General features: G+C 57.5%; 24 protein-coding genes, 1 pseudogene and 1 other annotated feature. Of the genes and pseudogenes, 7 read left to right on the top strand and 18 right to left on the bottom strand.

Annotation, left to right across the window (positions count from 1 at the left end):
• Positions 1–97: 97 nt before the first annotated feature.
• From uhpT to ACOTX4_RS15625, 9 genes are all read right to left on the bottom strand, one after another.
• Positions 98–1,489, bottom strand: a complete 1,392-nt coding sequence (gene uhpT / locus ACOTX4_RS15665) for a hexose-6-phosphate:phosphate antiporter (protein WP_003861048.1) — start codon at positions 1,487–1,489, stop codon at positions 98–100.
• A 132-nt stretch (positions 1,490–1,621) separates the two neighbouring features.
• Entirely contained in the window at positions 1,622–2,932 is a 1,311-nt protein-coding gene (locus tag ACOTX4_RS15660) for an MFS transporter (protein WP_045332993.1), read from the bottom strand.
• On the bottom strand, positions 2,925–4,430 hold the full coding sequence (gene uhpB, locus ACOTX4_RS15655; protein ID WP_045332994.1) for a signal transduction histidine-protein kinase/phosphatase UhpB: 1,506 nt from the start codon (positions 4,428–4,430) through the stop codon (positions 2,925–2,927). Before uhpB ends, ACOTX4_RS15660 begins: the two co-directional genes overlap by 8 nt.
• The gene (gene uhpA, locus ACOTX4_RS15650; RefSeq protein ID WP_003861054.1) at positions 4,427–5,020 is read right to left on the bottom strand and encodes a transcriptional regulator UhpA; all 594 of its coding nucleotides are present in this window, start codon (positions 5,018–5,020) and stop codon (positions 4,427–4,429) included. The genes uhpB and uhpA overlap by 4 nt, the downstream gene beginning before the upstream one ends.
• Before the next feature lie 125 nt (positions 5,021–5,145).
• On the bottom strand, positions 5,146–5,433 hold the full coding sequence (ilvN, locus tag ACOTX4_RS15645; RefSeq protein WP_010426528.1) for an acetolactate synthase small subunit: 288 nt from the start codon (positions 5,431–5,433) through the stop codon (positions 5,146–5,148).
• Between the two features lie 3 nt (positions 5,434–5,436).
• On the bottom strand, positions 5,437–7,125 hold the full coding sequence (ilvB, locus tag ACOTX4_RS15640; RefSeq protein ID WP_045332995.1) for an acetolactate synthase large subunit: 1,689 nt from the start codon (positions 7,123–7,125) through the stop codon (positions 5,437–5,439).
• Between the two features lie 229 nt (positions 7,126–7,354).
• Positions 7,355–7,453, bottom strand: a complete 99-nt coding sequence (gene ivbL, locus ACOTX4_RS15635) for an ilvB operon leader peptide IvbL (protein WP_057979964.1) — start codon at positions 7,451–7,453, stop codon at positions 7,355–7,357.
• 146 nt (positions 7,454–7,599) lie between these two features.
• The gene (locus ACOTX4_RS15630; protein ID WP_023323924.1) at positions 7,600–8,019 is read right to left on the bottom strand and encodes a helix-turn-helix domain-containing protein; all 420 of its coding nucleotides are present in this window, start codon (positions 8,017–8,019) and stop codon (positions 7,600–7,602) included.
• Entirely contained in the window at positions 8,016–8,330 is a 315-nt protein-coding gene (locus ACOTX4_RS15625) for a type II toxin-antitoxin system HigB family toxin (RefSeq protein WP_023302825.1), read from the bottom strand. Before ACOTX4_RS15625 ends, ACOTX4_RS15630 begins: the two co-directional genes overlap by 4 nt.
• A 486-nt stretch (positions 8,331–8,816) precedes the next feature.
• Between ACOTX4_RS15625 and tisB the strand changes: the two genes are divergently transcribed.
• The 4 genes from tisB (at position 8,817) to emrD (ending at position 11,673) form a co-directional block, all read left to right on the top strand.
• Positions 8,817–8,906, top strand: a complete 90-nt coding sequence (gene tisB, locus ACOTX4_RS15620; protein WP_017383683.1) for a type I toxin-antitoxin system toxin TisB — start codon at positions 8,817–8,819, stop codon at positions 8,904–8,906.
• A gap of 64 nt (positions 8,907–8,970) precedes the next feature.
• A complete protein-coding gene (locus ACOTX4_RS15615; protein ID WP_003861064.1) occupies positions 8,971–9,417 on the top strand; it encodes a GNAT family N-acetyltransferase in 447 nt (148 codons plus the stop codon).
• Between the two features lie 62 nt (positions 9,418–9,479).
• Positions 9,480–10,313 carry a DMT family transporter gene (locus tag ACOTX4_RS15610; protein ID WP_045332996.1) on the top strand — a complete coding sequence of 278 codons (834 nt, stop codon included), beginning with the start codon at positions 9,480–9,482 and terminating at the stop codon, positions 10,311–10,313.
• A gap of 175 nt (positions 10,314–10,488) precedes the next feature.
• Complete coding sequence (gene emrD / locus ACOTX4_RS15605; protein ID WP_063937990.1) at positions 10,489–11,673, top strand: multidrug efflux MFS transporter EmrD; 1,185 nt, start codon at positions 10,489–10,491, stop codon at positions 11,671–11,673.
• On the opposite strand, the pseudogene ACOTX4_RS15600 reads toward emrD, so the two are convergent.
• Together ACOTX4_RS15600 and dsdC are read right to left on the bottom strand one after the other, a co-directional pair.
• Positions 11,579–12,664 (bottom strand): annotated as a pseudogene (locus ACOTX4_RS15600) (cellulase family glycosylhydrolase); the annotation flags it as partial. The gene emrD and the pseudogene ACOTX4_RS15600 sit on opposite strands and share 95 nt — an antisense overlap.
• Before the next feature lie 84 nt (positions 12,665–12,748).
• Complete coding sequence (dsdC, locus tag ACOTX4_RS15595; RefSeq protein WP_003861073.1) at positions 12,749–13,675, bottom strand: DNA-binding transcriptional regulator DsdC; 927 nt, start codon at positions 13,673–13,675, stop codon at positions 12,749–12,751.
• Positions 13,676–13,879: 204 nt separating this feature from the next.
• Here dsdC and dsdX point away from each other — a divergent pair, with 204 nt between their 5' ends.
• Both dsdX and dsdA read left to right on the top strand, forming a co-directional pair.
• Positions 13,880–15,217: a D-serine transporter DsdX gene (gene dsdX / locus ACOTX4_RS15590; RefSeq protein ID WP_003861075.1), complete on the top strand. Its 1,338-nt coding sequence runs from the start codon at positions 13,880–13,882 to the stop codon at positions 15,215–15,217.
• Between the two features lie 17 nt (positions 15,218–15,234).
• Entirely contained in the window at positions 15,235–16,521 is a 1,287-nt protein-coding gene (gene dsdA, locus ACOTX4_RS15585; RefSeq protein WP_022650093.1) for a D-serine ammonia-lyase, read from the top strand.
• A gap of 32 nt (positions 16,522–16,553) precedes the next feature.
• On the opposite strand, the gene ACOTX4_RS15580 is transcribed toward dsdA, so the two are convergent.
• The 4 genes from ACOTX4_RS15580 to ACOTX4_RS15565 form a co-directional block, all read right to left on the bottom strand.
• The gene (locus tag ACOTX4_RS15580; protein WP_022650092.1) at positions 16,554–16,901 is read right to left on the bottom strand and encodes a DUF202 domain-containing protein; all 348 of its coding nucleotides are present in this window, start codon (positions 16,899–16,901) and stop codon (positions 16,554–16,556) included.
• Positions 16,891–17,238: a YidH family protein gene (locus ACOTX4_RS15575; RefSeq protein WP_003861080.1), complete on the bottom strand. Its 348-nt coding sequence runs from the start codon at positions 17,236–17,238 to the stop codon at positions 16,891–16,893. Before ACOTX4_RS15575 ends, ACOTX4_RS15580 begins: the two co-directional genes overlap by 11 nt.
• Before the next feature lie 92 nt (positions 17,239–17,330).
• Entirely contained in the window at positions 17,331–18,653 is a 1,323-nt protein-coding gene (locus ACOTX4_RS15570) for a 6-phospho-alpha-glucosidase (protein ID WP_003861082.1), read from the bottom strand.
• Complete coding sequence (locus ACOTX4_RS15565) at positions 18,650–20,272, bottom strand: alpha-glucoside-specific PTS transporter subunit IIBC (protein ID WP_045332997.1); 1,623 nt, start codon at positions 20,270–20,272, stop codon at positions 18,650–18,652. The genes ACOTX4_RS15570 and ACOTX4_RS15565 overlap by 4 nt, the downstream gene beginning before the upstream one ends.
• A 222-nt stretch (positions 20,273–20,494) precedes the next feature.
• Here ACOTX4_RS15565 and ACOTX4_RS15560 point away from each other — a divergent pair, with 222 nt between their 5' ends.
• Positions 20,495–21,229: a GntR family transcriptional regulator gene (locus tag ACOTX4_RS15560; RefSeq protein ID WP_003861087.1), complete on the top strand. Its 735-nt coding sequence runs from the start codon at positions 20,495–20,497 to the stop codon at positions 21,227–21,229.
• Here ACOTX4_RS15560 and ACOTX4_RS15555 read toward each other — a convergent pair.
• From ACOTX4_RS15555 to ibpA, 3 genes are all read right to left on the bottom strand, one after another.
• Entirely contained in the window at positions 21,209–22,870 is a 1,662-nt protein-coding gene (locus ACOTX4_RS15555) for a putative transporter (RefSeq protein WP_003861089.1), read from the bottom strand. The two genes, ACOTX4_RS15560 and ACOTX4_RS15555, sit on opposite strands and share 21 nt — an antisense overlap.
• 189 nt (positions 22,871–23,059) lie before the next feature.
• Positions 23,060–23,488 carry a small heat shock chaperone IbpB gene (ibpB, locus tag ACOTX4_RS15550; protein WP_003861091.1) on the bottom strand — a complete coding sequence of 143 codons (429 nt, stop codon included), beginning with the start codon at positions 23,486–23,488 and terminating at the stop codon, positions 23,060–23,062.
• A gap of 136 nt (positions 23,489–23,624) precedes the next feature.
• Positions 23,625–24,035, bottom strand: a complete 411-nt coding sequence (gene ibpA / locus ACOTX4_RS15545) for a small heat shock chaperone IbpA (RefSeq protein ID WP_003861094.1) — start codon at positions 24,033–24,035, stop codon at positions 23,625–23,627.
• Positions 24,029–24,103 (bottom strand) — a sequence feature (ROSE (Repression Of Heat Shock gene Expression) occurs in the 5'-region of heat shock genes and acts as an RNA thermometer to modulate expression.). Its footprint overlaps the gene before it by 7 nt.
• Positions 24,104–24,206 lie beyond the last annotated feature (103 nt).

Raw genomic sequence — 24,206 nt, 5'->3', positions numbered from 1 at the left:
GCATGGAGAAGGGTGAGTGTGTAAAGCGGGGTAAAGGTGTGGCGTGCAAATAAAAAAGCCCGGCATCACACACCGGGCAAAGAAGTTACCTGCACACTCAGGCTGTTTTTAATTTCTGCGCGCGATTTTCACGGCGAATTTTACGTTCTTCCAGCACCGCGACCATCGCCATCAGGACGATACAGCCGATCGCTGCCGCATCCAGCGCCGCGAAGGTGCCCGCCCAGCCGGTGAGGCCGAAAATCGGCGTGCCGTCGGCGATCATCCCCAGGCCCAGCTTGGCGAAGCTGTCGCCGATCAGGTAGGCGAAGGTGCCTTTAATCCCATCGGCGGCGCCGATCGCTTTTTTCGGCACGAACCCTACGGCCGCCACGCCAATCAGCAGCTGAGGGCCAAACACCAGGAAGCCGAGCGCGAACAGGGATGCGAGGTAAACGTACTGGTTGCTGGCGTGCTGGTAGACGCCGAGGGTGGCGATAATCAACGCCAGCGCGATGCAGGCCACCAGCGCGCGACGGCCGTTGGCGAGGTCGGAGAGCCAGCCCCACAGCAGCGTGCCGACCAGCGCGCCCACTTCGAACAGGGTGAAGCCCTGAATCGCCACCTCTTTAGAAAGCTTCAGCTCCTGGAAAGCATACACGGTTGACCACTGGTCAATGCCGATACGCACCACGTAGAGGAAGATGTTTGAGAAGCAGAGCAGCCAAATCACTTTGTTTTTCAGCACGTACTCAACAAAGATCTGCCATTTGGTCATCTCGTTCTCTTCGGTCTCTTTGTCCTCTTCGCTGATCTCCTCGCCGAACAGCTCTTCGGCTTTGCCGAGGCCGTACGATTCCGGGGAGTCGCTGCCGTAGCGAAGGCCGATAAAACCGACGATCAGGGCGATAATCGACGGGAAGATAAACATGCCGATCACATGGCCGTCGAACAGGTAGTTTGCGCCGAACAGCGCTACGCCAGCCGCGCCCGCCCCGCCGAGGTTGTGGGAGATGTTCCACATGCCGAGGTAGGAACCACGCTTGCGGCGCGGGGTCCATTTGGTAATGGTGGAATAGCTGCACGACCCGCCGGTACTCTGGAAGAAACCGCTCAGGGCGTAGAAGGCGATCATCAGGAACAGGCTAACGGAACCCGCGCCCATGCTGGCGCTGAAGCCGAGCATACAGATGGCGGAGAGGATCAGCATAAACGGCAGGAACTGCTTGGTGTTTTTGCCGTCTGCATAGTACGAGACAACGGTTTTCCCCACGCCGTACGTAATGGAGAAGCCCAGGCCAATCATCCCCAGCTGCGTCATGCTCAGCCCGTAGGTCGAGATCATGTCGTTCTGCGCGATGTTAAAGTTTTTGCGGATCAGATACATGGTCAGGTAGCCGATGAAGACCACCAGATAGGACTGCATGAACGGTTTGAACCACATCTTGCGCCGCACGTCGAGCGGCAGATCCAGGGTCGGCTTGCGCACCTGGTTTAAGAAGGCCAGCATGGTTGGTTTACTCCTGAGCTGATTTTTGCAGCATTGTAAAAACCAGCCAGGAGAGATGCCTGAGACAGCGTCCAGGTGAAACCGGGAAAATTTCTTAGTTTTGCGCGTCTCGGCAGCAAAAGGTGAGGCGCGTCACGCTTCGCGCGGCGCCTGCGCTTGCAAAAACGGCAGTAAAAGCAGGGCGGAGATGCCCGCCGCCATGGCGATCACCGCGAAGAAGCCACTCCAGTGCCAGATGTCGATGACCCGCGCCAGCGGCCAGCCGGAGAGCGATGCGCCAAGATAGGCAAACAGCCCGACAAAGCCCGTCGCCGCGCCGGCCGCCTCTTTGTGGGAGCACTCCGCCGCCGCCATGCCGATCAGCATCTGCGGGCCAAAGACGAAAAATCCGATGGTGAAGAAGCACGCCGCCTGCATCACGTAGCTGGCGAACGGCATCAACCATAGTGAGCCGACGGAGAGCAAGATCCCGGCGGCAAAAATCAGGTTCATCGGGCCGCGGTTGCCGTTGAACAGCTTGTCTGAGCCCCAGCCCGCCACCAGCGCGCCGATAAACCCGCCCAGTTCAAACATGGTCACCGCCGAGTTGGCGGTCACCAGATCCACGCCGAGCGTCTCGGACATGTACAGATTGCCCCAGTCGTTGATGGCCGCGCGCACCACGTAGACCAGCACGTAGCAGAGCGACAGCAGCCAGATGTAGGGGTTTTTCAGCACGTATTTGGTGAGGATCTCCTGGCGGGACAGCCCGGCCCCTTCCTGCTGCTGGGCGATCTCCATCTCGTCGTGCCGCCAGTCGCCCACCGGTGGAAGGCCGACGGTCTGCGGCCTGTCGCGCAGGCGCCAGCAGAGGAACAGCCCGGCGACAATCGCGAGGCCACCGGCTATCATCATCCCCGCGCGCCAGCCGTAGTGCAGCGCCGCGGCACCCACCACCATCGGGATCAGCGCCCCGCCGACGTTATGCGCGGTGTTCCATATCGCCCACCAGCCGCCACGCTCGTTGCGTGAGTACCAGGCGGTCAGCAGGCGGGCGCAGACCGGCGCGCCCCAGCCCTGGAAAAAGGCGTTCAGCGCCCACAGCAGGGCGAAGGCCCAGAGCGAGGTGGAGAAGCCAAACAGAATATTCACCACGCCGGTGGCGATCAGCCCGACGCCCATAAAATAACGCGCGTTGGAGCGATCGCTGACGATGCCGGAGAAGAACTTCGACAGGCCGTAGGTGATATAAAACAGCGTCGCCAGCAGGCCGATATCGGTGCGGGTCATCACGCCGCTCGCGAGGATCTCCGGCGCGGCGGCGTTGAAGCTTTTGCGGGTAAAGTAGAACAGCGCGTAGCCGAGCCAGATGGTAATCAGGATATGGCGACGCCAGTAGCGGTAGCGGGAGTCGATTTCCGCTTTGTTGCTTAGCGGGGCGGCGCTGGCGGGGGTTTTAAACATGATGCGTCCTTAACGGCAAACTGACGCTGACGCGCGTCCCGTGGGTGCAGGAGAGGCTCAGCGTGCCGCCAAGCGCCTTTACGCGCTCGCGCATGCCCGCCAGGCCAAAGCCCTGCTGGCCGGAGCCCGGCGGCAGGCCGCAGCCGTCGTCTTCAATCACCAGCATCAGGCGCTCGTCCTGCTGCCAGCCCTGAATCGTGACCGCGCTGGCACTGGCATGTTTGACGATATTGTTCAGCCCCTCCTGACAGACACGGAACAGGGTTACGCGCTGGCCTTCGCTCAGCGCAGGTTCGCTAATGCGCCAGTCGAGATGGCTCACAATGCCGCGGCTTTCCAGCTCCATCTCGCGCATCAGAGAGCGTACCGCCTGCTCCAGGGAGAGATCGTCAAGCTGGCGCGGGCGCAGCCGCCCTAACAGGCGACGAACGGAATCATAGACGCCCAGCGAAAGCTGTTCGATATGCGCCCCGCCCTGCTTCACGCCCGCGTTTTCTGCCGCCAGGCGCTGAACAATGCCCGCCTGGGTACGGATGGCGGTGATGGTCTGGCCGATGTCGTCGTGCAGCTCGCGGGCAACCTCTTGCCGCACGCTCTCTTCCGTCTCCAGCAGACGCTCCGCCAGACGGCGGTTGCGCGCCAGCTCGTTTTGCAGGGACTGGTTCAGCTCGCGCAGGCGCTGTATGCCCGCGCCGAGCAGCAACCCGGTCAGGCTCTGGGCCAGCAGGGAAAGCAGTAAATCTACCGGATGATCGTGCCAGGTCTGGCTGGCAATCAGCGCGATGGCGTTCATCAGCGTGGCGATCAATGCGCCCTGCCAGCCGTAGTGCCAGGCAAGGGCGATGATCGGCAGCGCCAGACAAAACGGCGTGAAGCGTGATAATTCAGCGGGGAGACCAAGCTGGAGCCACAGGCTCACCACAAACAGCAGCAGATACCAGATCAGGTGCCGGGCGCGCCAGTTCACCGGCTGGGAGACCAGCGCCGGGCCGAGCGGCTGCCAGACGGTGCTGGTAAGGTAATGCCAGATCACAAGGCAGGTCGGGGCCAGCGTCAGGCCGCCGGTGAGGGTCAGCAGCAGGGCGTTGAGCCCCTCCTTTTCACCCACCCACGGCAGGGACTGCAACAGCGCGGCGGCAATCAGCGCCGCACCCTGACGCAGCAGCGTGCGCCAGTCGCGCTGGTGACGGTAGCGGGAAATCAGGGCGACCGGGATAAGCGTGAGCAGGCTTCCGGTCATCAATAAAGGCAGATGCGCCAACGCCACTTCCTGCGCCAGCCAGATCAGCATCAGCCACTCTGCGCCCAGCAGCACCGGCCAGTAGCCGCGCGGGCATTGCAGCATTAGCCCCAGCCGCAGGCCAAAGGGGAACAGCAGCACCGCCAGCTCCGGGCGCTCGACAAGATGCAGGCTGATACTCCACAGACAGAACCACGCGGCGGAGAAGATGAAAAAGCTGGCAACAACGGCGATCAGCCGCGAAAACAGGGAGTTCATTGCCAGCTGTCAAACATACGGCGCGCCAGCTCGACATCGTTACTGACGTTGAGTTTTTCCATCAGGTTGGCGCGATGAACGTGAACGGTCTTTGGCGACAGCCCCAGCTCTACGGCAATCTCTTTCACCGACATGCCCTGGGCAAGTTTCTCTGCCACCTGGCGCTCGCGTCTGGTGAGCGGATCCTGCCGTCCCGCCGCCAGCTTGATGGCAATATCCGGCGTCAGGTAGCAGCCGCCGGTGGAGACGGTACGCACGGCGGCAATCAGCTCGTCCGGGCTACAGCGTTTAGAGAGAAACCCGCGCGCCCCCGCGTTGAGCGCCTGCTCAACCAGCGCCGGGCTGTCGTGGACCGAGAGCATGATCGTCGCCATTCCTTTCGGCAGCTGGCTTAACAGCTCCAGCCCGGAGAGATCCGGCATTGAGATATCGCAGATACAGACCTGCACCCCGCGCCCCGGCAGGCCCGCCAGCGCCTCGCGTCCTGAGCCAAACTCGGCCACGACCTGAAAATCCGGTTCGAGGTTTAAAAGCTGGGCAAAGCCGGAGCGGACGATAAGGTGGTCGTCGATAAGGGCGATGGTGGTCATGGTTTGATCCTGATGCGTGAACGCGCCGGATGGCGGCGCAAATGCCTTATCCGGCCTACGTGTAACGTCCTTGTAGGCCGGATAAGCGCAGCGCCATCCGGCAAAAGCCTCTTACCTTAAGTGATTTACTCAAAAAACACCGCAATTTTGTTAAACATGGTGGGATCGGACTGGTTACGCGCCACTTTGGTGACATCTTCCAGCTTGTCGATCTGCGCCATCATCTGCTCCAGACGCTGGTCGTCGTTCACCAGTAGCCAGATGCGGCTGTGCTCGCTGCCCTGAATCGGCAGGCAGAGAATGCCTTCCACGTTAAATGCCCGGCGGGCAAACAGCCCGCAGACGTGGGTCATGACGCCAGGGTGGTTGCGGACGGTGAGTTCCAGAATGACGTTATCATGTTGTTTCTGCATGGCTTATTCCCCCACCATCTCAGTATTGGCCGCACCCGGCGGCACCATCGGATACACTTTTTGTTCAGGGTCGATACGCACGTGGATCAACGCCGGGCCAGGGCGAGAAATCGCATCCTGCAACGCCGCGTGGGCATCTTCTTCGGCGTTCAGATCGCAGGTGTGCAGGCCAAAACCAGCGGCAATCTGCATGAAGTTGATCATCCCCGGATAGGTCGCCGCAAACACGCCCTGCTTATAGAACAGGCTCTGCTGCTGGTGTACCAGACCCAGCGCCTCGTTGTTCATCAGAATGATTTTGACGTCTAACTGGTTTTCGGCCGCCGTCGCCATCTCCTGAATATTCATCATCAGGCTGCCGTCACCGGAGAAGCAGATCACCTTACGGTCCGGGTTGGCGAGCGCCGCGCCAACCGCTGCGGGCAGGCCGAAGCCCATGGTGCCAAGGCCGCCGGAGGTCAGCCACTGGCGCGGGCGGTTCAGCGGATACGCCTGGGCAGTCCACATCTGATGCTGGCCGACGTCGGTGGTGATAATCGCGCTGTCATCCACGCAGGCGGCAACAGCGTTGATAAGACCATAGTGGCTCAGCGGGTCGCCCTCGGTTGGGATAGCGCCCGGGAACTCGCGTTGCAGATCGGCCACCAGCTGGCGCCAGTCGGCGCGGTCGGTTGCCACCGTCTGCGGGATCAGCTGCGCCAGCACCTCGGCCACGTCGCCCTGGATCGCCACGTGCGGCTGCTTGATTTTACCCAGCTCGGCGCGGTCGATATCCACGTGAATGATTTTGGCGTTCGGGCAGAACTGCTCGGTTTTGCCAATCGCCCGGTCATCAAAACGCGCCCCCATAACTATCAGCAAATCCGCCTCTTGCAGGATGTAGTTGGTGCTGCGCGCGCCGTGCATGCCCAGCATCCCTAAAGACAATGGATGCGCTTTGGGCAGCATACCCAGCGCCATCAGGGTCATGGTGGTCGGCAGGTTGGCTTTTTCCGCAAACTGGCGGATTTCATCCGCGGCGTTGATCGCCCCGCCGCCCAGATACAGCACCGGGCGTTTGGCGGCGTTGATCATTGCCGCCGCATCGCGCACGCTCTCAGCGCTGAACTCCGGCGCGGGGGCACGCTCGCCCGGCTCCGGCAGAATGTCGATCTCGATCTCTGCGGTCTGGACATCCTTAGGAATGTCTATCCACACCGGGCCCGGGCGGCCAGACTGCGCAATGCGGAACGCATCGCTGATAACCTGAGGCAGCTCGCTGATATCGCGAACTAAATAGTTATGTTTGGTGATGGGGATAGAGATGCCGTAGGTATCGACTTCCTGGAACGCATCGGTGCCGATCATCGAGGACGGCACCTGGCCGGTAATGCAGATCAGCGGAATGGAGTCGAGACGCGCGTCGGCGATGGCGGTCACCAGGTTAGTGGCGCCCGGCCCGCTACAGGCCATACAGACCGCCGGTTTACCCTGGGTACGCGCCATGCCCTGGGCGATAAAGCCTGCGCCCTGCTCGTGGCGCGCCAGCACGTGGCGGATCTGTGTGCTTTGGCTTAACGCATCATACAGCGGCAGCACGGTCCCACCCGGGATGCCCGCAACGGTGGTGATGCCCTGTCGTTCCAGTAAATGAATAATCAGCTGCGCGCCTGTAAAACGCGTCTTGGTGGATGTTGTGCCCGAACTTGCCATGCTCCAGTCCTTTTCTTCTGAGCCAGCTTTACGCGTCGTAGTTCAGGTTGCAGATGCGTTGGCTGCGTTCCCTCACCCCAGTCACGTACCTATGTACGCTCCTGGGGATTCGCTCACTTGCCGCCTTCCTGCAACCCGAACTACTTAGCGTATCCGGGAGGGGTCCTAAACGAAAAACCCCGCCCGGTTTGCGCCGGCGGGGTTTTGGATTCGTGTGTTGATCCAGTCCCTACGGCGCATTGCCGACGACCACCACCACACGCACGACGACCACTGCGGCAGGTTGCGCAGTTTTTAGTAGGGTCGAAGTGAAGATGGATGAAGTCATTGGGGACCTGTGTTTGGAATCATTGATTGAATTTATACAAACACAGGTTTTCGGGCGTGACAATGGAAATATTTTCATCTGCGCAAAAATGCGTCAGGGATCACGTTTCGTTTGTTGGGTGGTGACACTCAATAAAGGGTTTTTACTCACTCAATAAATAACGCAGGTGATACCCCAAATCTGGCCGCCAGCTTTTTAATATGGTTCAGGGTAAGCTGTCTCTGACCATTCAGAACCCGTGAAACCATCGATTTACTACCAATTTCATCCTTAAAATCCGATATCGTCAGATTGTATTGATCCATCAAGGTTCTTAAAACTGCAATTCCGACGGGAACGGACTCCATCTCCTTGCGTAATGCGACTATCTCTGGCCGATTAGCTTCGTAACGGCTAATTCTGGCGCACACAATATCCAGCAAGGGGCTATTGGGCTCGTTCATAAGGAGATACTCAACCAGCTCAAGCGCATCCTTATAATCTTTCTCGCTCGGCTGTTCACCCAGTAAAGGAACGGCCGCAACAAGGGCGTGCGTAGCTTTCATTGCATCAGCGACGATCATCATTTCTTCCCCTTAGTGCGATGTTTCTCCGTAAAACGGTCATATTCCTTATGAGTAAAAACATGGCGCACATAAAACTTTTGGCTTTCAAAGAAGATGAGAGCCACTACTCTGAGATTGTTATTTGCAATATCAATAACATAATGCTTATCAAGATACTTGAAGTTATCCAGCGTTGGGAAAAGTTTTCTCAGTGCAGCGGGCGTCGGGCAGTGGCTCTTTTCAATAACTCGTCCTAAAAAGAGAAGCTCTTCTCTGTGTTGCGGGAACTGGCTTACCGCATCCAAAATTGCCTTCATTGAGATTAAATGCATCCTGCTTGCCTGCCGCGTCCATTGCCATTATGGCAACGATAACACCTGTTGCCAATAAGTCAACGAAGGGTACTATTTTCACTTCGTCAGAAAACAAAAAACCCCGCCTAAGCGAGGTTTTTATCAGGGTTTTGCGGTTGGTTGCCGCAGAACACACTGTGTTACGTCAACGCGAAAAGTATACGCGATCGAAGACGAACGCGCAATTCCGGCACGGATTTTGACGTTTTTGAGTATGGATCGCCTTCCAAAATTTGTCCATAAAATACTGTTCATGCATACAGTATTTATCTATACTGAGGGTGTTCGCAGTGAGCGAGGGGGCCGCAGTTTACCGGCGCAACGAAGTCCTGGCTGAAACGGGTGGTGCCGTCAGTGCCTTAACCCCTGAAGTGAGCACACTGTGTTACGTCAATCCAGGTGCTGGCCACAGGCGGCGGAAAGGTACGCCAGCATCGTGCTCCTTTTAACCAAAAGGAGACGCGTATGAGCGTCGTGGATATGGTCATACTTGTCCTCAAACTCATTGTTGCTGTATTGCAACTGCTTGATGCTGTCCTGAAATACGTTCGGTGATTCAGGTTCAAGTCGCACCTGAGAGGGGCGGGCAACCGCCCCTCTTTAATAACGAGGGAATGCTATGTCGCGTCTGTTAATTGAGCCTGTTACGCCTGATGAACCGGGCTATATCGCCCTGAAGGCGGAGAGTATCGCGTTGAATTTCAATATGCTGCGCAGGCTGGAAGAGAACTGGCAGCGGGGTGAAAACCGCTTTAACGCGCCGGGTGAAAAGCTGCTGGGGGCGTTTCTTAACGGCAGGCTGGTGGGCGTGTGCGGCCTCAACCGCGATCCGTTCAGCCAGCAGCCGCGCGCCGGACGTATTCGTCATCTCTACGTCAGCGAAAAGTGCCGTGGGCAGGGCATTGGCAAACAACTTTTGACCGTGGTGATGGCGGATGCCAGCATCTGGTTTGATTTTCTTAATACCCATGCGCCGGAAACCGCGTACGGATTTTACCATCGGGCGGGCTTCAGGCTGGTGTCAGACGAACCCCGGGTGACGCACCGCCTTTTTTGCGCAGTGTAAGCGGCTGGCAGCATCGACGGGTGAATGTTACAGTTGGATGACATTTCACCAACCGATACGCCATGACCATCACCGTTTTCTGCATTTTACTGTTCGCCGCACTGCTGCATGCCAGCTGGAACGCCATCGTTAAAGCCGGAACGGATAAACTCTACTCGGCGATCGGAGTCAGCGGTTCAGCCGCGCTTATTGCCCTGATTTTACTGCCCTTCTCTCCTCAGCCAACTGCCGCAAGCTGGCCATATTTGTTCGTCTCCTGTGCGTTACAGGTGGTGTATACGGTACTGGTGGCAAAAACTTATCAGGTCTCCGACATGAGCCAGACCTACCCCCTTATGCGCGGGACGGCCCCTCTGCTGGTGGCGCTGATCAGCGTAACGGTGCTCGGGGATCATCTCTCCTGGCTTGCGTGGTCCGGCATCGGGGTCATTTGTCTTTCGATTCTGGCGATGGCGATGAACGGCCGCATGCAGTCACGCAAGGGGATCTGGCTGGCGCTGCTGAACGCCTGTTTTATCGCCGGGTATACCCTGGTGGACGGCACCGGTGTGCGACTCTCGGACACTGCGCTGGGCTACACGCTCTGGACCTTCTTCATGAATGGTTTCTGTCTGCTGAGCTGGGCAATGGTGGCGCGGCGTCGCGAAGCGTCCAGCTACCTGCGCCTGCACTGGAAAAAAGGGCTGCTCGGCGGCGTCGGGACGATGGGATCTTACGGTCTGGCACTCTGGGCGATGACCCAGGCACCGCTGGCTGTGGTCGCCGCACTGCGTGAAACCTCTATTCTCTTCGGCGCATTAATCGCATTTGTGCTTTTAAAAGAGAAGGTTGCCGGCCTGCGCATCGCGGCGGCACTGGGTATTGCTGCCGGTGCGATCCTGCTGCGCCTGGCGTAATTCGCTGGCAACATTAGTTGCCGATCTTGTTTACAAATCCTGCCTTCACGTCTTCTGTCATTCATCACAGTAATGCTTAAATTGTCATCTCTCTGTGGTAGATTCCTCGCGCATTTATGGGAATGCATAGTCACTTATTCTTCATTTATCTCTTTTGGCAAAAGTATTCAGCGACATGAAAAAGCAACGGAACGTGAACTTATTGTTGATGCTGGTGTTACTGGTGGCCGTCGGGCAGATGGCGCAAACCATCTACATTCCGGCGATTGCCGATATGGCAAAAGATCTGAGCGTCCGCGAAGGTGCAGTCCAGAGCGTGATGGCAGCCTATCTGCTAACCTATGGCGTTTCACAGCTGGTTTATGGTCCCCTGTCCGATCGCGTCGGGCGTCGTCCGGTCATTCTGGTGGGCATGAGCATTTTCATGGTAGCGACGATGATCGCCATTACCACTCACAGCCTGACCGTCCTGATTGCCGCCAGCGCCCTTCAGGGTGTGGGCACCGGCGTCGGCGGGGTTATGGCGCGTACCCTGCCGCGTGATATGTACCAGGGCACACAGCTTCGCCACGCCAACAGTCTGTTAAATATGGGTATTCTGGTCAGCCCGCTGCTGGCCCCGCTGATTGGGGGTCTGCTGGACACCGTCTGGTCCTGGCGCGCCTGTTATGCCTTCCTGCTGGTGCTGTGCATTATTGTCACCTTCAGCATGGGGCGCTGGATGCCGGAAACCCGCCCAAAAGACGCGCCGCGCACGAATCTCATCGCCAGCTACAAAACGCTGTTCGGTAATGGGTCCTTTACCTGTTATCTGTTGATGCTAATCGGCGGCCTGGCGGGCATTGCGGTGTTTGAAGCCTGTTCCGGCGTGCTGCTGGGCGCGGGCCTTGGCCTGAGCAGTATGGTGGTGAGTATTCTGTTTATTCTGCCGATCCCGGCGGCGTTCTTCGGCGCATGGTTCGCCGGACGTCCGAACAAGCGTTTCTCCACCCTGATGTGGCAGTCGGTGATCAGCTGTCTGCTGGCCGGGCTGATGATGTGGATCCCGGGGCTGTTTGACGTGATGTCGGTCTGGACGTTGCTCATCCCGGCAGCGCTGTTCTTCTTCGGCGCGGGCATGCTGTTTCCCCTCGCCACCAGCGGCGCGATGGAGCCGTTCCCGTTCCTCGCAGGCACGGCAGGCGCGCTGGTGGGCGGTTTGCAGAACATCGGTTCCGGCGCGCTGGCCTGGCTTTCGGCTATGATGCCGCAGACCGGGCAGGCGAGTTTAGGCTTGCTGATGACCCTGATGGGGCTGCTGATTTTGCTGTGCTGGCTGCCGCTGGCGTCGCGTGTCTCGCATCACGAACAGCCGGTTTAACCGCATGATGGCCCGGCTTCTCGCCGGGCTTTTCACAGACGGGCGCAATCATCGCCTGCAATAGCCGCTCTGGGGCAGGCCGCCACGCCCCCTCTTCCCCGTCATAAAACTGAACATCGGCGTTTATCGCATACGGGATGTTGGCATGTTGCAGCTCGCACGCCATAAACGTGGCAAACGCCATCTGCGAGGCGGTTGGCGTCAGGCTTTTCGATTCGCCCACCCCCCAGCCGCCAACCCAGCTCACATGCCCGGTTTTTTGTTGCCAGTGCAGCGCGGCGTTGATTCGGTTACGGATAGCCGCTTTCTCAGCCGCAGTTCCGGACGTCCACGGGTATTTACCGTTCGTTTTCAGCGGACCCCAGGGGAAAATATGCCACTCCGCCAGCAGGTAATTCTGGCTGTGCGCGGGCAGCTTCAGGGTGGATAAATCCTCCGGCGCGGCGCGCAGACGAGGGGCGATAAAAATCATGCGGCTGGCATCAATGGCGTGAATGTCTTTGATCGCTTTCTCATACACCCGGTTGAGCGAAGCAACGTTGTGGTTGAGCTTGTCCGCCGGTTCGTAGATCAGGTCAAAGCCCAGCAACGGCGAGCGCTGACCAAAATAGTGCGCCACGGCAATCCACCAGTTAATCACCTCTTTTTCGGTATCCGCTTTCGGGTCGTTTTTATATTCATCGGCCTGATAAGCGATGATGGGGATGACGCCGTATTGCTCGCATGCCTCCACCAGCTTACGCAGGTGAATCAGCCGCGCTTCCGTCGGTTCGCCCGCCACCCGAATACGGACATGGTGTATGCCTTTCGCCTGAAAATCACGGACCACCAGCGGGTCGAATTCGCGGATACCGCGCTCGGTGCGTGCCCAGTCCACATCCATCCCGACGCCCAGCTGCTGCGCATAACGGGCAGCCGTCAGCGGCGGCTCAGCGGCAGTCGCCCAGCCGGAAGAGAGTAAGATCGCAGTGGCAATAAAAGGCTTTAACACGGTTTACCCTGGAAAAATCAAAAGCATTACCTGTATTTAGCACGCTTTTTCACATTTGGTGTAGAGCGAAAGCGTAATAATTCTTCAACCCGCCAGCTCTCTTAGCCAGCCGATAAAGGCGTCAATTTTCGGCCACTGACGGCCGGGAAGCGTTGAGACGTAATAATGCTGATGGCACTTGAGGGTTTCCCCATCAAAAGGTGCGATCAACTCCCCCCGTTCGAGACGTTTTTGCACCAGCCGCTTTCTCCCCATCGCCACCCCGACATTACTCATGGCCGCGATAATGGCTAAATCAGAACGATCGAAGCCAATACCCGATGATAACGGCATATTCACCGCGAAATGCTGCGCCCAGCTCAGCCACTCATCCGTACCGGAATCATTGCTCCAGGCCTGACGGTCGTGCAGTAACGTGCAGTGGCTGAGGTTATGGGGGTTTTTCAGCAGTTCATGCTCCCGGGCATACGCTGGCGAGCAGACGGGCAAAATCTCTTCATCCATCAAAAAGTGATGAGAAAGGTGGTTTGGCGGCGTATCGTCGAAATAGAGCGCCAGATCGATGCCGGTTCGCTGCATGTTGACGTAATCATTACCAGTCAGAATAGTAAGTGAAATCGACGGGTAGCGGCGGGTAAAATCCCCCAGCATCGGCACCAGCCAGCACTGGGCGATCGAGGGCCGGGAGTACACCGTTAGCGTACCTGACAGCGCCTGGTTTTTAATGTCCAGGATCTCCTGATTCAGGGTGTCGAGGGACGATTTCAGCGTCCAGTAAACGCGCTTGCCTTCCTGCGTCAGCTCCACTTTACGGTGTGAGCGGACAAACAGCTGAATGCCCAGCTCCTCTTCCAGCAGGTTAATGCGGTGGCTCACCGCGCTGGGGCTGAGCGACAGCTCCGCCGCCGCCAGGGCGAAGGACTCATGCCGGGCAGCCACTTCAAAGGTGTACATTTTCGACAGCTGCCAGCCGTTTAACAGCCGGTTTCTGCCTTCATTCGCATCGGTCATCACAATTCCCACACGTAATTTCTGCGTTCAGCATACCGCTCAAGAATGAATTTATGTGAACCAACGGCAAAATAAGTGCGCTTTTTAGAGTCCAGTCACTCAGTTGATCCAATCTGGCTCATCTGAACGCCAATTTATATCGTTTGTCAGCCCAAGCCGTTTTTTCGTCCAATATCCCCAGATGACATAAGGGTGAGGTGAGATATGGGATCTCAGGTCTGGGTTGTGGCAACGCTGCTTGTCAGCATCGTGTTGATTGTTTTAACCATCGTAAAACTGAAGTTTCACCCGTTCCTCGCGCTGCTGCTGGCAAGCTTTTTCGTTGGCGCGATGATGGGGATGAGCCCGCTGGATATGGTTAACGCCATTGAGAGCGGGATTGGCGGTACGCTGGGCTTCCTGGCGGCGGTTATCGGTCTTGGCACTATTCTCGGCAAAATGATGGAAGTCTCCGGCGCGGCAGAGCGCATCGGGATTACGTTGCAGCGCTGCCGCTGGCTGTCGGCGGACGTGATTATGGTCCTGGTCGGCCTGATCTGCGGCATTACGCTGTTTGTTGAAGTGGGCGTGGTACTGCTGATCCCGCTGGCGTTTTCCATCGCCAAAAAGACCAACACGTCGCTGCTCAAGCTGGCCATTCCGCTCTGTACCGCACTAATGGCAGTGCACTGCGTGGTGCCTCCGCATCCGGCCGCACTATTTGTCACCAACAAATTAGGGGCGGACGTCGGGACGGTGATTGTCTACGGTCTGGTGGTGGGCCTGATGGCGTCTCTGGTTGGTGGCCCGCTGTTCCTGAAGCTGCTCGGCAACCGTCTGCCCTATAAGCCGGTTCCGGCGGAATTTTCAGACCTGAAGGTGCGGGAAGAGCACACTCTGCCGTCGCTGGGCGCCACGCTGTTCACCGTGCTGCTGCCGATTGCCCTGATGCTGGTGAAAACCATTGCCGAGCTGAACATGGCGAAAGAAGGCTCGCTGTATACCCTGCTGGAGTTTATCGGCAACCCCATCACCGCGATGTTTATCGCCGTGTTTGTCGCCTACTACCTGCTGGGGATCCGCCAGCACATGGGCATGGGCGCAATGCTGATCCATACGGAGCACGGCTTTGGCTCTATCGCCAACATTTTGCTGATTATCGGTGCGGGCGGGGCGTTCAACGCCATCCTTAAAATCAGTGGTCTGGCGGAGACGCTGGCGCATATTCTCTCGAACCTGCATATGCACCCTATCCTTCTCGCCTGGCTGGTGGCACTGGTGCTGCACGCCGCCGTGGGTTCGGCAACGGTAGCGATGATGGGTGCCACGGCGATAGTGGCGCCGATGCTGCCGCTCTACCCGAACGTAAGCCCGGAGATCATCACCATTGCCATCGGGTCCGGCGCTATTGGCTGCACGATCGTGACCGACTCTCTCTTCTGGCTGGTGAAGCAGTACTGCGGCGCGACCCTGAATGAGACCTTCAAATACTATACGACGGCGACGTTTATCGCCTCGGTGCTTGCACTTGGCGGCACATTCCTGCTTTCTTTCATTATCTGAGCGCGAAGAGACGTATTATGGAAAACGCAACTATCACTACTTTAACCGCACAGTTTCCTCTGGTTGAGGATCTGATTGCCCTGAAAGAAACCACCTGGCTTAACCCTCGCACCACGACGCTGGCGGAAGGATTGCCGTATGTCGGGCTGACGAAAGCCGACGTAGACGACGCGCACGCGCGCCTGAAACGCTTCGCGCCGTATCTGGCGAAAGCGTTCCCGGAAACGGCGGCAACGGGCGGGATTATCGAATCCGACCTGGTCGCGATCCCGGCGATGCAGGCGCGGCTGGAGAAAGAATCTGCGAAGCCTGTTACAGGCACGCTGCTGCTGAAAAAAGACAGCCATCTGCCGATTTCCGGCTCGATCAAAGCGCGCGGCGGCATCTATGAGGTGCTGACCCATGCGGAGAAACTGGCGCTGGAAGCCGGGTTGCTGAGCGTTGAAGACGACTACAGCGTTCTGCTGGAGCCGCGCTTTAAGGACTTCTTCAGCCAGTACAGCATCGCGGTGGGCTCAACCGGCAACCTGGGGATGTCCATCGGCATTATGAGCGCACGCATTGGCTTTAAGGTGACCGTGCATATGTCCGCCGACGCCCGCGAGTGGAAGAAAGCCAAACTGCGCAGCCACGGCGTGATCGTCGTTGAATATGAGCAGGATTACGGCGTGGCGGTGGAGCAGGGACGCAAAGCGGCGGAAAGCGATCCGAACTGCTTCTTTATTGACGATGAGAATTCACGCACGCTGTTCCTGGGCTATGCGGTTGCTGGCGAGCGCCTGAAGGCGCAGTTTATCGAACAGGGCCGCGTGGTGGATGCCGATCATCCTCTGTACGTCTATCTGCCGTGCGGCGTCGGCGGCGGCCCCGGCGGCGTGGCTTTTGGCCTGAAGCTGGCCTTTGGCGATAACGTCCACTGCTTCTTTGCGGAGCCAACGCACTCACCGTGCATGCTGCTGGGCGTTTATACCGGGCTGCACGATGAAATCGCCGTGCAGGACCTGGGTATTGATAACGTGACGGCGGCGGACGGACTGGCGGTAGGACGTGCCTCCGGCTTCGTGGGCCGCGCGATGGAGCGCCTGCTCGACGGGTTCTATACCCTCTCCGATCAAAGCATGTACGACATGCTCGGCTGGCTGGCGCAGGAGGAAAGGATTCGCCTGGAGCCGTCGGCGCTGGCGGGGATGGCCGGGCCGCTGCGCGTCGATGCCGATGAGAACGTTACCCACCTGGTGTGGGCGACCGGCGGCGGCATGGTGCCGGAAGACGAGATGGCGAAATATTTAGCGAAAGGGAAGTAATTATGCCGGGTGGCGGCTGCGCCTTACCCGGCCTACAGGTGCAAAATTTGTTGAATGTGGGTTACCGCAAACAGCAGTGACAACGACAGCACGGCCAGGGCGATGAGGAACTTATCCCGCACCGCTTTCGGCTGCGCAAAGTCGTTCTGCGACACGTCCATCAGGTTACGGCTGCGGGTGTAGCGCCATAAAATGATGGCTACCAGCGCCAGCACAACAATGGAGATCCAGAATGGCGCCCCCGTGCGGTGCCAGTTGTGCTTAATGGCAAGAGCGATCAGCGCGCCATACCCCAGCAGCGTGCGCAGCCAGGCCAGCGAGGTTCGCTCCGGCTGAAGGCCGGGGTCCGCTTCCCGCCGCGCTTTGCGGCTATCCGGCATACAGCACCAGTAACATCACTACGCCCGCAACCATCAGCAAAATCGTACTGATAATGAGCAAGCCGCGCGTGTAGGGGAGATCCTGCTTCAGACGCATCGCCTTTTCATTTCTCAGCCAGCGCAGATAGCCATAAATCGCCAGCACGCCGGCAATCAGGCACAGTAGCAGGGCCAGCACTTCGCGAATCAACGGGGTGGCAAAATCGGGGGCGAGCTGATCAAGGCCGACGCCTGCGGCCAGAAAGCCCAGGGCGGTGCGGATCCACGCTAAGAACGTGCGTTCGTTAGCCAGTGAGAAGCGGTAGTCCGGTGCTTCACCGAGGCGGGAAATGTTCATGAAAGTTCCTTGTCGTGCTGCATGCAGGCTTCAGCATAGCGTAATTCAGCCAGGACAAGGAGACCGGCATCAGGCGATGCCGGTCAGAAAGATTAGTGCAGCTCTGGCCAGTAATCCTTATTCGCTTCAATCAGATCGTCCAGAATCGCCTTCGCCACCGATGCGCTCGGTACGGTTTTCGACAGGGTAATCGCCTGCCAGAGTTTCTGATACGAGCGCTGCTCCCAGGCGTCCACCACCAGTTTTTCCACCGCCACCTGCTGGCTCATGAGCCCTTTCTGGAAGTGCGGAATATCACCCACGGTCAGCGGCTCCGGTCCGTTGTGGCCGACCAGACAAGGTATTTCTACCATCGCGTCAGCATCAAAGTTATGGATAGCCCCATTGTTAGGCACAATCAGCAGCATGCGTTCCTGGGTGTTAAAGGCAATCGCGGTCGCCAGATCGACGATGTACGACGCATGTTCGTCAATTTCCAGTTCACCGGCAGAAGAATGACCGGCTTCGATAATCGCCCGACATGAACTGAATACATGCTTCTCACGGTGATCCATCACTTCATTGGCGCGGGTACGCTCCGGATTGGAATGGGCGACCACATAGTCCGGGAACAGGTAATACTTCAGGTAGGTGTTCGGCATGGTGTCCGGATCCAGCGCCTGTACGTCTTTGGCCTTGGCGAAGGTATCGTTCCAGCTCGCTTCAGTATGCACATCTTCCGAAGGCGGAACATAACCGTTTTTCGCCACGTATTCGCGCAGCTTCGGCATCAGATCGTTGCCGTTCTGATCTTCAATCGACGTCCACCAGCCGAAGTGGTTCAGGCCGTAGTAGCGCACGCGCATCTCTTTGCGGTCTTTCAGGCCGACGATTTGCGCCATACGTCCTTCAATGCCGATCGGCATGTCGCAGATGTTGAGAATTTTCGCGTTCGGACGCAGGCGGCGCGTGGCTTCCGCGACAATCGCCGCCGGGTTGGAGTAGTTCAGCATCCACGCGTTCGGGGAGTACTGCTCCATGTAATCCACCAGCTCCAGCACGCCGCCGATGGAGCGCATGCCGTAGGAGATGCCGCCCGGCCCGCACGTTTCCTGGCCCAGCACGCCGTGGCGCAGCGGGATTTTTTCATCCTTTTCACGCATGGGATATTTGCCAACGCGAATATGCGCCATCACGAAATCGACATCGGTAAAGGCCGCTTCAGGATCGGTGGTGTAACTAAATTCAATCTCCGGCGCCTGCTCCTTAAGGATGATTTTACACGCCTCGGCGATGATCTCCTGACGTGCTCCGTCATTGTCATAGAACTTCAGCGCACGCAGCGGGAAACGGTCACGGTTGGCTAACAGCATCAGGACGATACCAGGCGTGAATGTACTGCCGCCGCCTGCAATAACAACTGAGAATTTTTTCATGATATAGCCTCTGTCAGAGTGGTTTGTTCGTTTGTTAAAGGGGTTTTCATCAGCGATTCCAGCTGGTCGCGCACCTGAGGAACGTGCAGACCGACAATCACCTGTATGCCGTTGCCGCGCCGCACCACACCGTGTGCGCCCAGGGCTTTGAATACGTCATCGCTTTGGGTTTTCGTCATATCCACCAGGGCGATACGCAGGCGGGTGGCGCAGTTATTGATACTTTCGATATTCGCTGCGCCGCCGAGCGCCTGTAAGAACCCAGCGGCCTGTCCGACCTGCTGGCTGGCTGCCGCCGGGGCGGTGGTTTGCCCACGAGCGGCCTTATAGTCGGCCTTGCTGTAGAGCTTGATTTCGCTCTCTTCCCGGCCCGGCGTTTTGAGATTCAGACGTTCGATAAGCGTTCTGAAGACCACGAAGTAGATCCCGGTGAAGCAGAGGCCGATGCCAATCTGGGTGAATACCGTCGAGGCGTGGTTATGGAACATCGGGATCCAGTTTTGCGGCAGGAACTGGTCCAGCAGACCGCCGCCCATGTTCCCCACCACCCCGAAGATATACATCACCGTCGCCATCGTTGCAGCCAGCACGGCGTGGATGGCAAACAGCAACGGCGAGATAAACAGGAAGGTGAACTCCAGCGGTTCGGTAATGCCTACCAGCACGGCGGTAAGCGTGGCCGGGATCAGCAGACCTGCCACTTTGACGCGGTTCTCCGGTGACGCGGTATACCAGATAGCCAGCGCAATACCGACTGAGCCAAACACCTTAGAGTTGCCGTGCAGCGCGAATCCGCCCTCCGGGAACAGCGTTTTAAGCGGCACAGTGCTCTGGCTGAATTCCTGAAGGTGCTGTGCCCAGTAGACCTGAATGCCGCCTTCTACCGCAGCCGGGCCGAAGATAAACGGGCCGTAGACAAAGTGGTGTAATCCGGTTGGGATCAGAATGCGTTCCAGGAAGGTATAAACCCATACGCCCAGCGCGCCAGCGGTACGTAGAAAGGCCTGCAACGACTCAATGCCCATCTGCACTTTCGGCCAGCCCAGCAGCGTCAGCCAGGCGCAGGGGATCATCACGAAGAACGCGAGGATAACGACAAACGAGGTGCCCTGGAAAATCCCCAGAAAGACCGGCAACGGCTTGTCGAAAAATCGGTTGTGGATGGCGGTGACGAGCCCGGAAATGATAATCGCCCCGATGATGCTGGTATCAAGCGTTTTGATTCCGGCAATCCTCGCCAGCCCGCTGCCGGCAGTGGGTTCAGCAGAGAAGTCGACGCCAAAGAAGTGACCCCAGGTCATCCCCATCGCATTGATAAAATAGTTCCAGGTCAGGAAGCTAATCAGCACCGCCAGACAGGCGCGGCCCTGCGCCTGCTTTGCCAGGCCAATCGGTAAGCCGACAGCAAAAATCAGCGGCATATTACGGAACACCGCCCAGCCGCCCTCTTCGATGATGTGAACAATTTGCGCGAACAGATTATCAGGCGCGGTTAAGGCCTCACCGACAAACAGCGGATTGCGAAGCATGATGGCGATCCCAACCACGATCCCGGCAAAGGGAAACAGCAAAACCGGGGTGAACATGGCGCCGCCAAAACGTTGTATTTGACTGAGCATTTTTAAATCCTCATGAAACAACCTGTAGGGGATAGAGGCCTTTATGGTTTTTTACTGGCCTGAGGTGAGCATAAGAAGTTACTGATGCGGGAACATGGCGTGCCGCTGCGATTCGTGATCGCATTCATGGTTTTAATTTGACCAATCAGGTCTACTTTTTAAACTAAACATGGACAAGTTAAGACGTATTCCACGCCATGATGTGCGCAGAGAGGTCTACTGGTGATCTACAAATCAATTGCCGATCGGCTACGGCTGCGGCTGAATTCTTCGGACTACAACATTGGCAGTCCGTTACCCGGAGAAAAAGCGCTGGCAAAGGAGTTTGGCGTAGCCCGGATGACCGTCCGCAAAGCGCTGGATCTGCTGGTAAGCTGGGGGCTGGTTGAACGTCGACACGGTAGCGGGACGTTCGTGGCGCGCAAAGACGTTCATCATGAAACGACTAACCTGACTGGGCTGGTGGAGGTATTGCGCCAGCAGGGGAAAGAAGTGCAAAGCAAGGTGTTGCAGTTTGAAGTGATGCCCGCGCCGCCCGCCATCGCCAGCCAGCTGCGGATTCAGGTTGATGAGCGGATCTATTTTTCAAGGCGGGTGCGTTACGTGGACGGAAAACCGCTGATGCTGGAGGACAGCTTTATGCCGGTGAAGCTGTTCCGCAATCTTTCCCTGGCGCATCTCGAAGGGTCTAAGTTTGATTACATCGAGAAGGAGTGTGGGATCACCATCAGCGGCAATTACGAGAGCCTGACGCCGGTGCTGGCAGATAAACAGCTGGCCGGTTATATGAATGTGCCGGAACAGACGCCGCTGCTGCGCATCACTTCCCTTTCCTACAGCGACAGCGGCGAGTTCCTCAATTATTCCGTGATGTTCCGGAACACAAGCGATTACCAGGTGGACTACCATCTGCGGCGTATCCACCCGGAAGACTTATTAGCCCATCCCCCAGAATAGCACCGCCAGTAGCTGCGGGGTGATGATGCGCAGAAACATCACCAGCGGATAAACCGTGGCGTAGGATAACGCCGCCGCGCCGCTGGTGGCGTGCAGGTTATTGGCGAACGCCAGCGCGGGCGGATCGGTCATGGAACCGGCCAGCATGCCGCACAGCGTGAGATAGTTCATTTTAGCGAACATACGCGCCAATAACCCGACAGTTATCAGTGGGATAGCGGTAATAAATATGCCGTATCCTACCCAGCTCATCCCTTCGCCGTTCACCAGAGTATCGACAAAATCGCCGCCGGATTTCAGCCCCACCACCGCCAGAAACAGCACGATGCCCAACTCCCGCAGCGCCAGGTTAGCGCTCGGCGGCATAAACCAGTAGAGCTTACCGATGGAGCCGATACGCCCGAGGATAAGCGCCATAATGAGCGGCCCGCCTGCCAGACCCAGCTTCAGTGCTACCGGGAAGCCGGGCACGTACAGGGGGATGGAGCCAAGCATGACGCCAAGCCCGACGCCGATAAAGACCGGCAGCATCTGCACCTGCTGGAGTTTTTGCTGGGCGTTGCCCACCATGTCCGCTACGGCATCAATAGATGAAGGACGCCCGACGAGGTTGAGAATATCACCGAATTGCAGGCTGGCATCCTGGCTGGCCACCAGCTCGACACCGGCGCGGTTAAGCCGGGAGATCACCACGTCATAACGCTCTTTAACCTGCAAATCGCGTATTTTCTTGCCCAGAACCTTCTCATTGGTCACTACCACGCGCTCCACGCGCATGTCCGTTCCACGGGTTGAGAGTGAGGTATCCACCTCCTGACCGATCACCAGCCGGGCATTGTTTAAATCCGCCGGTTGCCCTACCAGATGCAGGAGATCGCCGTGCTGAATAAGGGTATCCGGTGAAGGCACCATCAGCGTTTCATCACGTTTCAGGCGGGAACAGATAATGGTCGCGCTGTTCAGAATGGGAACATCCTGAATCGCCATATTGTTCAGATTAGGGTTTTCGACGCGAATATTGATAGTTTTAATGAGCGCATGGCCGTTGGTCAGCGTGCTTTCATGCTCTTTTGCCTCCTGCTCGACGTTAACGCGGAACAGCACGCGCACCAGCCACATCGAGAGCAAAATACCGCAAATGCCAAACGGATAGGCCATGGCGTAGCTCATCCCCATCTGATCGACGACATCAGCAGGGATACCCAGATCGCGCAGAATTTGCTGGCCCGCCCCGAGCGCGGGCGTATTCGTGACGGCGCCGGAGAAGATGCCCAGCACGACGGGCAGCGGAATAGCGAAGAGTTTATGCAGGATCGCGGTGACCAGCCCACCCATCACAACAATGCCGAAGGCAAAGAGATTAAGGCGTAAACCGGAGACGCGCAGGGAAGCGAAGAAGCCCGGCCCCACCTGAATACCGATGGTATACACAAAGAGGATCAGGCCGAACTCCTGGATGAAATGCAGCATATCGGCGCTGAGCACCCACCCAAGCTGGTCGGCAAAATGGCCGACAAAAATCCCGCCGAACAGCACCCCGCCAATCCCAAACCCGACGCCGCGGATTTTGATATTCCCCAGCCATAGCCCCACTACCGCGACAAGGGCCAACACGCTGACGGTTAACGCGATATCACTCATGTTCCACATCCTGTGTATAACCTTAGTTATGATAAGGATTCTCTCAGAACTGGCGGCGGTTGTATGGGCGATGGCGCACATAAAAGCCGAAGGTAAACGCAAAACGGTCACCCGAAGGTGACCGTTTTTAGTGTTTGCACCCTCTCCCACAGGGAGAGAGTCGGGGTGAGGGCACCAGCCCGCACACGATTAGCTATTCAACGCCGGGCGTTCGCTAATGGCGATGCGCTGAGGCGCAATGGCTTCCGGCACGTTACGGGTGAGGTCAATGTTCAGCAGCCCGTTAGTGAACGTCGCGCCAGAAACTTCCATATGGTCTGCCAGGGTAAAGCTCAGGCTAAACGGCTGAGTGACAAGCCCCTGATGCAGCCATTTGGTCTCGGTGTCTGGTTTTTCCGGTGACCCTTTCACGGTCAGGCGCGCACCCTCAAGCTGGATGTCGAGATCTTCCTGGCGGAACCCGGCCAGCGCAAGCGTGATGCGGTAGTGGTTATCATCGCTTTTTTCGATGTTGTACGGCGGAAAGGTCTGCTGTTCGGTTGCGCTTTGCAGCGCGTTAGCCAGTTTGTCAAAACCGATCCACTGACGCAGCAGGGGGGAAAAATCATAGTTACGCATACTAAATCTCCTTCTGAGAAGCGAGTTCGGCACAGTTTAATTTTGTGCACAGTTGTACCTGCAAACCCTTGCGGATTCGCATATGCTCCCTTTACGGCAAGCAATTTCAGGTGGGCCGCAGCCGCGACCCGCTTAATTAATTGATTTCGATACGACGCGGTTTTTTCTCTTCCGGAATCACACGTTCCAGTTCGATAAACAGCAGGCCGTTCACCAGGTTCGCGCCCTTGACGTGGATGTTCTCAGCCAGCTGGAACTTGCGTTCAAAGTTACGCTCTGCGATACCCTGGTAGAGGTAGGTTCGTTCTTTCTGCTCGCCCGCATGGGAGCCTTTCACCACCAGCAGATTGTCCTGCGCGGTGATCTCCAGTTCGCTCTCTGCGAAACCGGCAACAGCAATCGCAATGCGATAGTGGTTTTCGTCAACCAGTTCAACGTTGTATGGAGGATAGCCGTTGCTCTGGCTCTGGTTGTTTTCTAAGTGGTTGAACAGACGATCAAAACCAATGGCAGAACGGTATAGCGGAGAGAGATCGAAATTACGCATAGATAAATGCTCCTGAAATCAGCGAGAAAATGTAGCCTTCCACCATGGACAGGCTTCTGCTTCCCCGAACACCCATCAGGCGTGTCCGTTATCGGGTTACATTCTTAAAATGGGTATGGATACGGCCTTTTCAAGCCTGTTGATGTGAGATTTTTTTGCACTTTGCTGGTT

The organism is Enterobacter cloacae complex sp. IR5459 (assembly GCF_049238005.1).
In the GTDB taxonomy this organism is placed as follows: Bacteria; Pseudomonadota; Gammaproteobacteria; order Enterobacterales; family Enterobacteriaceae; genus Enterobacter; species Enterobacter hormaechei_C.
Note: the sequence above shows the minus strand (reverse complement) of the source record. Positions and strands in the feature narration are given on the sequence as shown.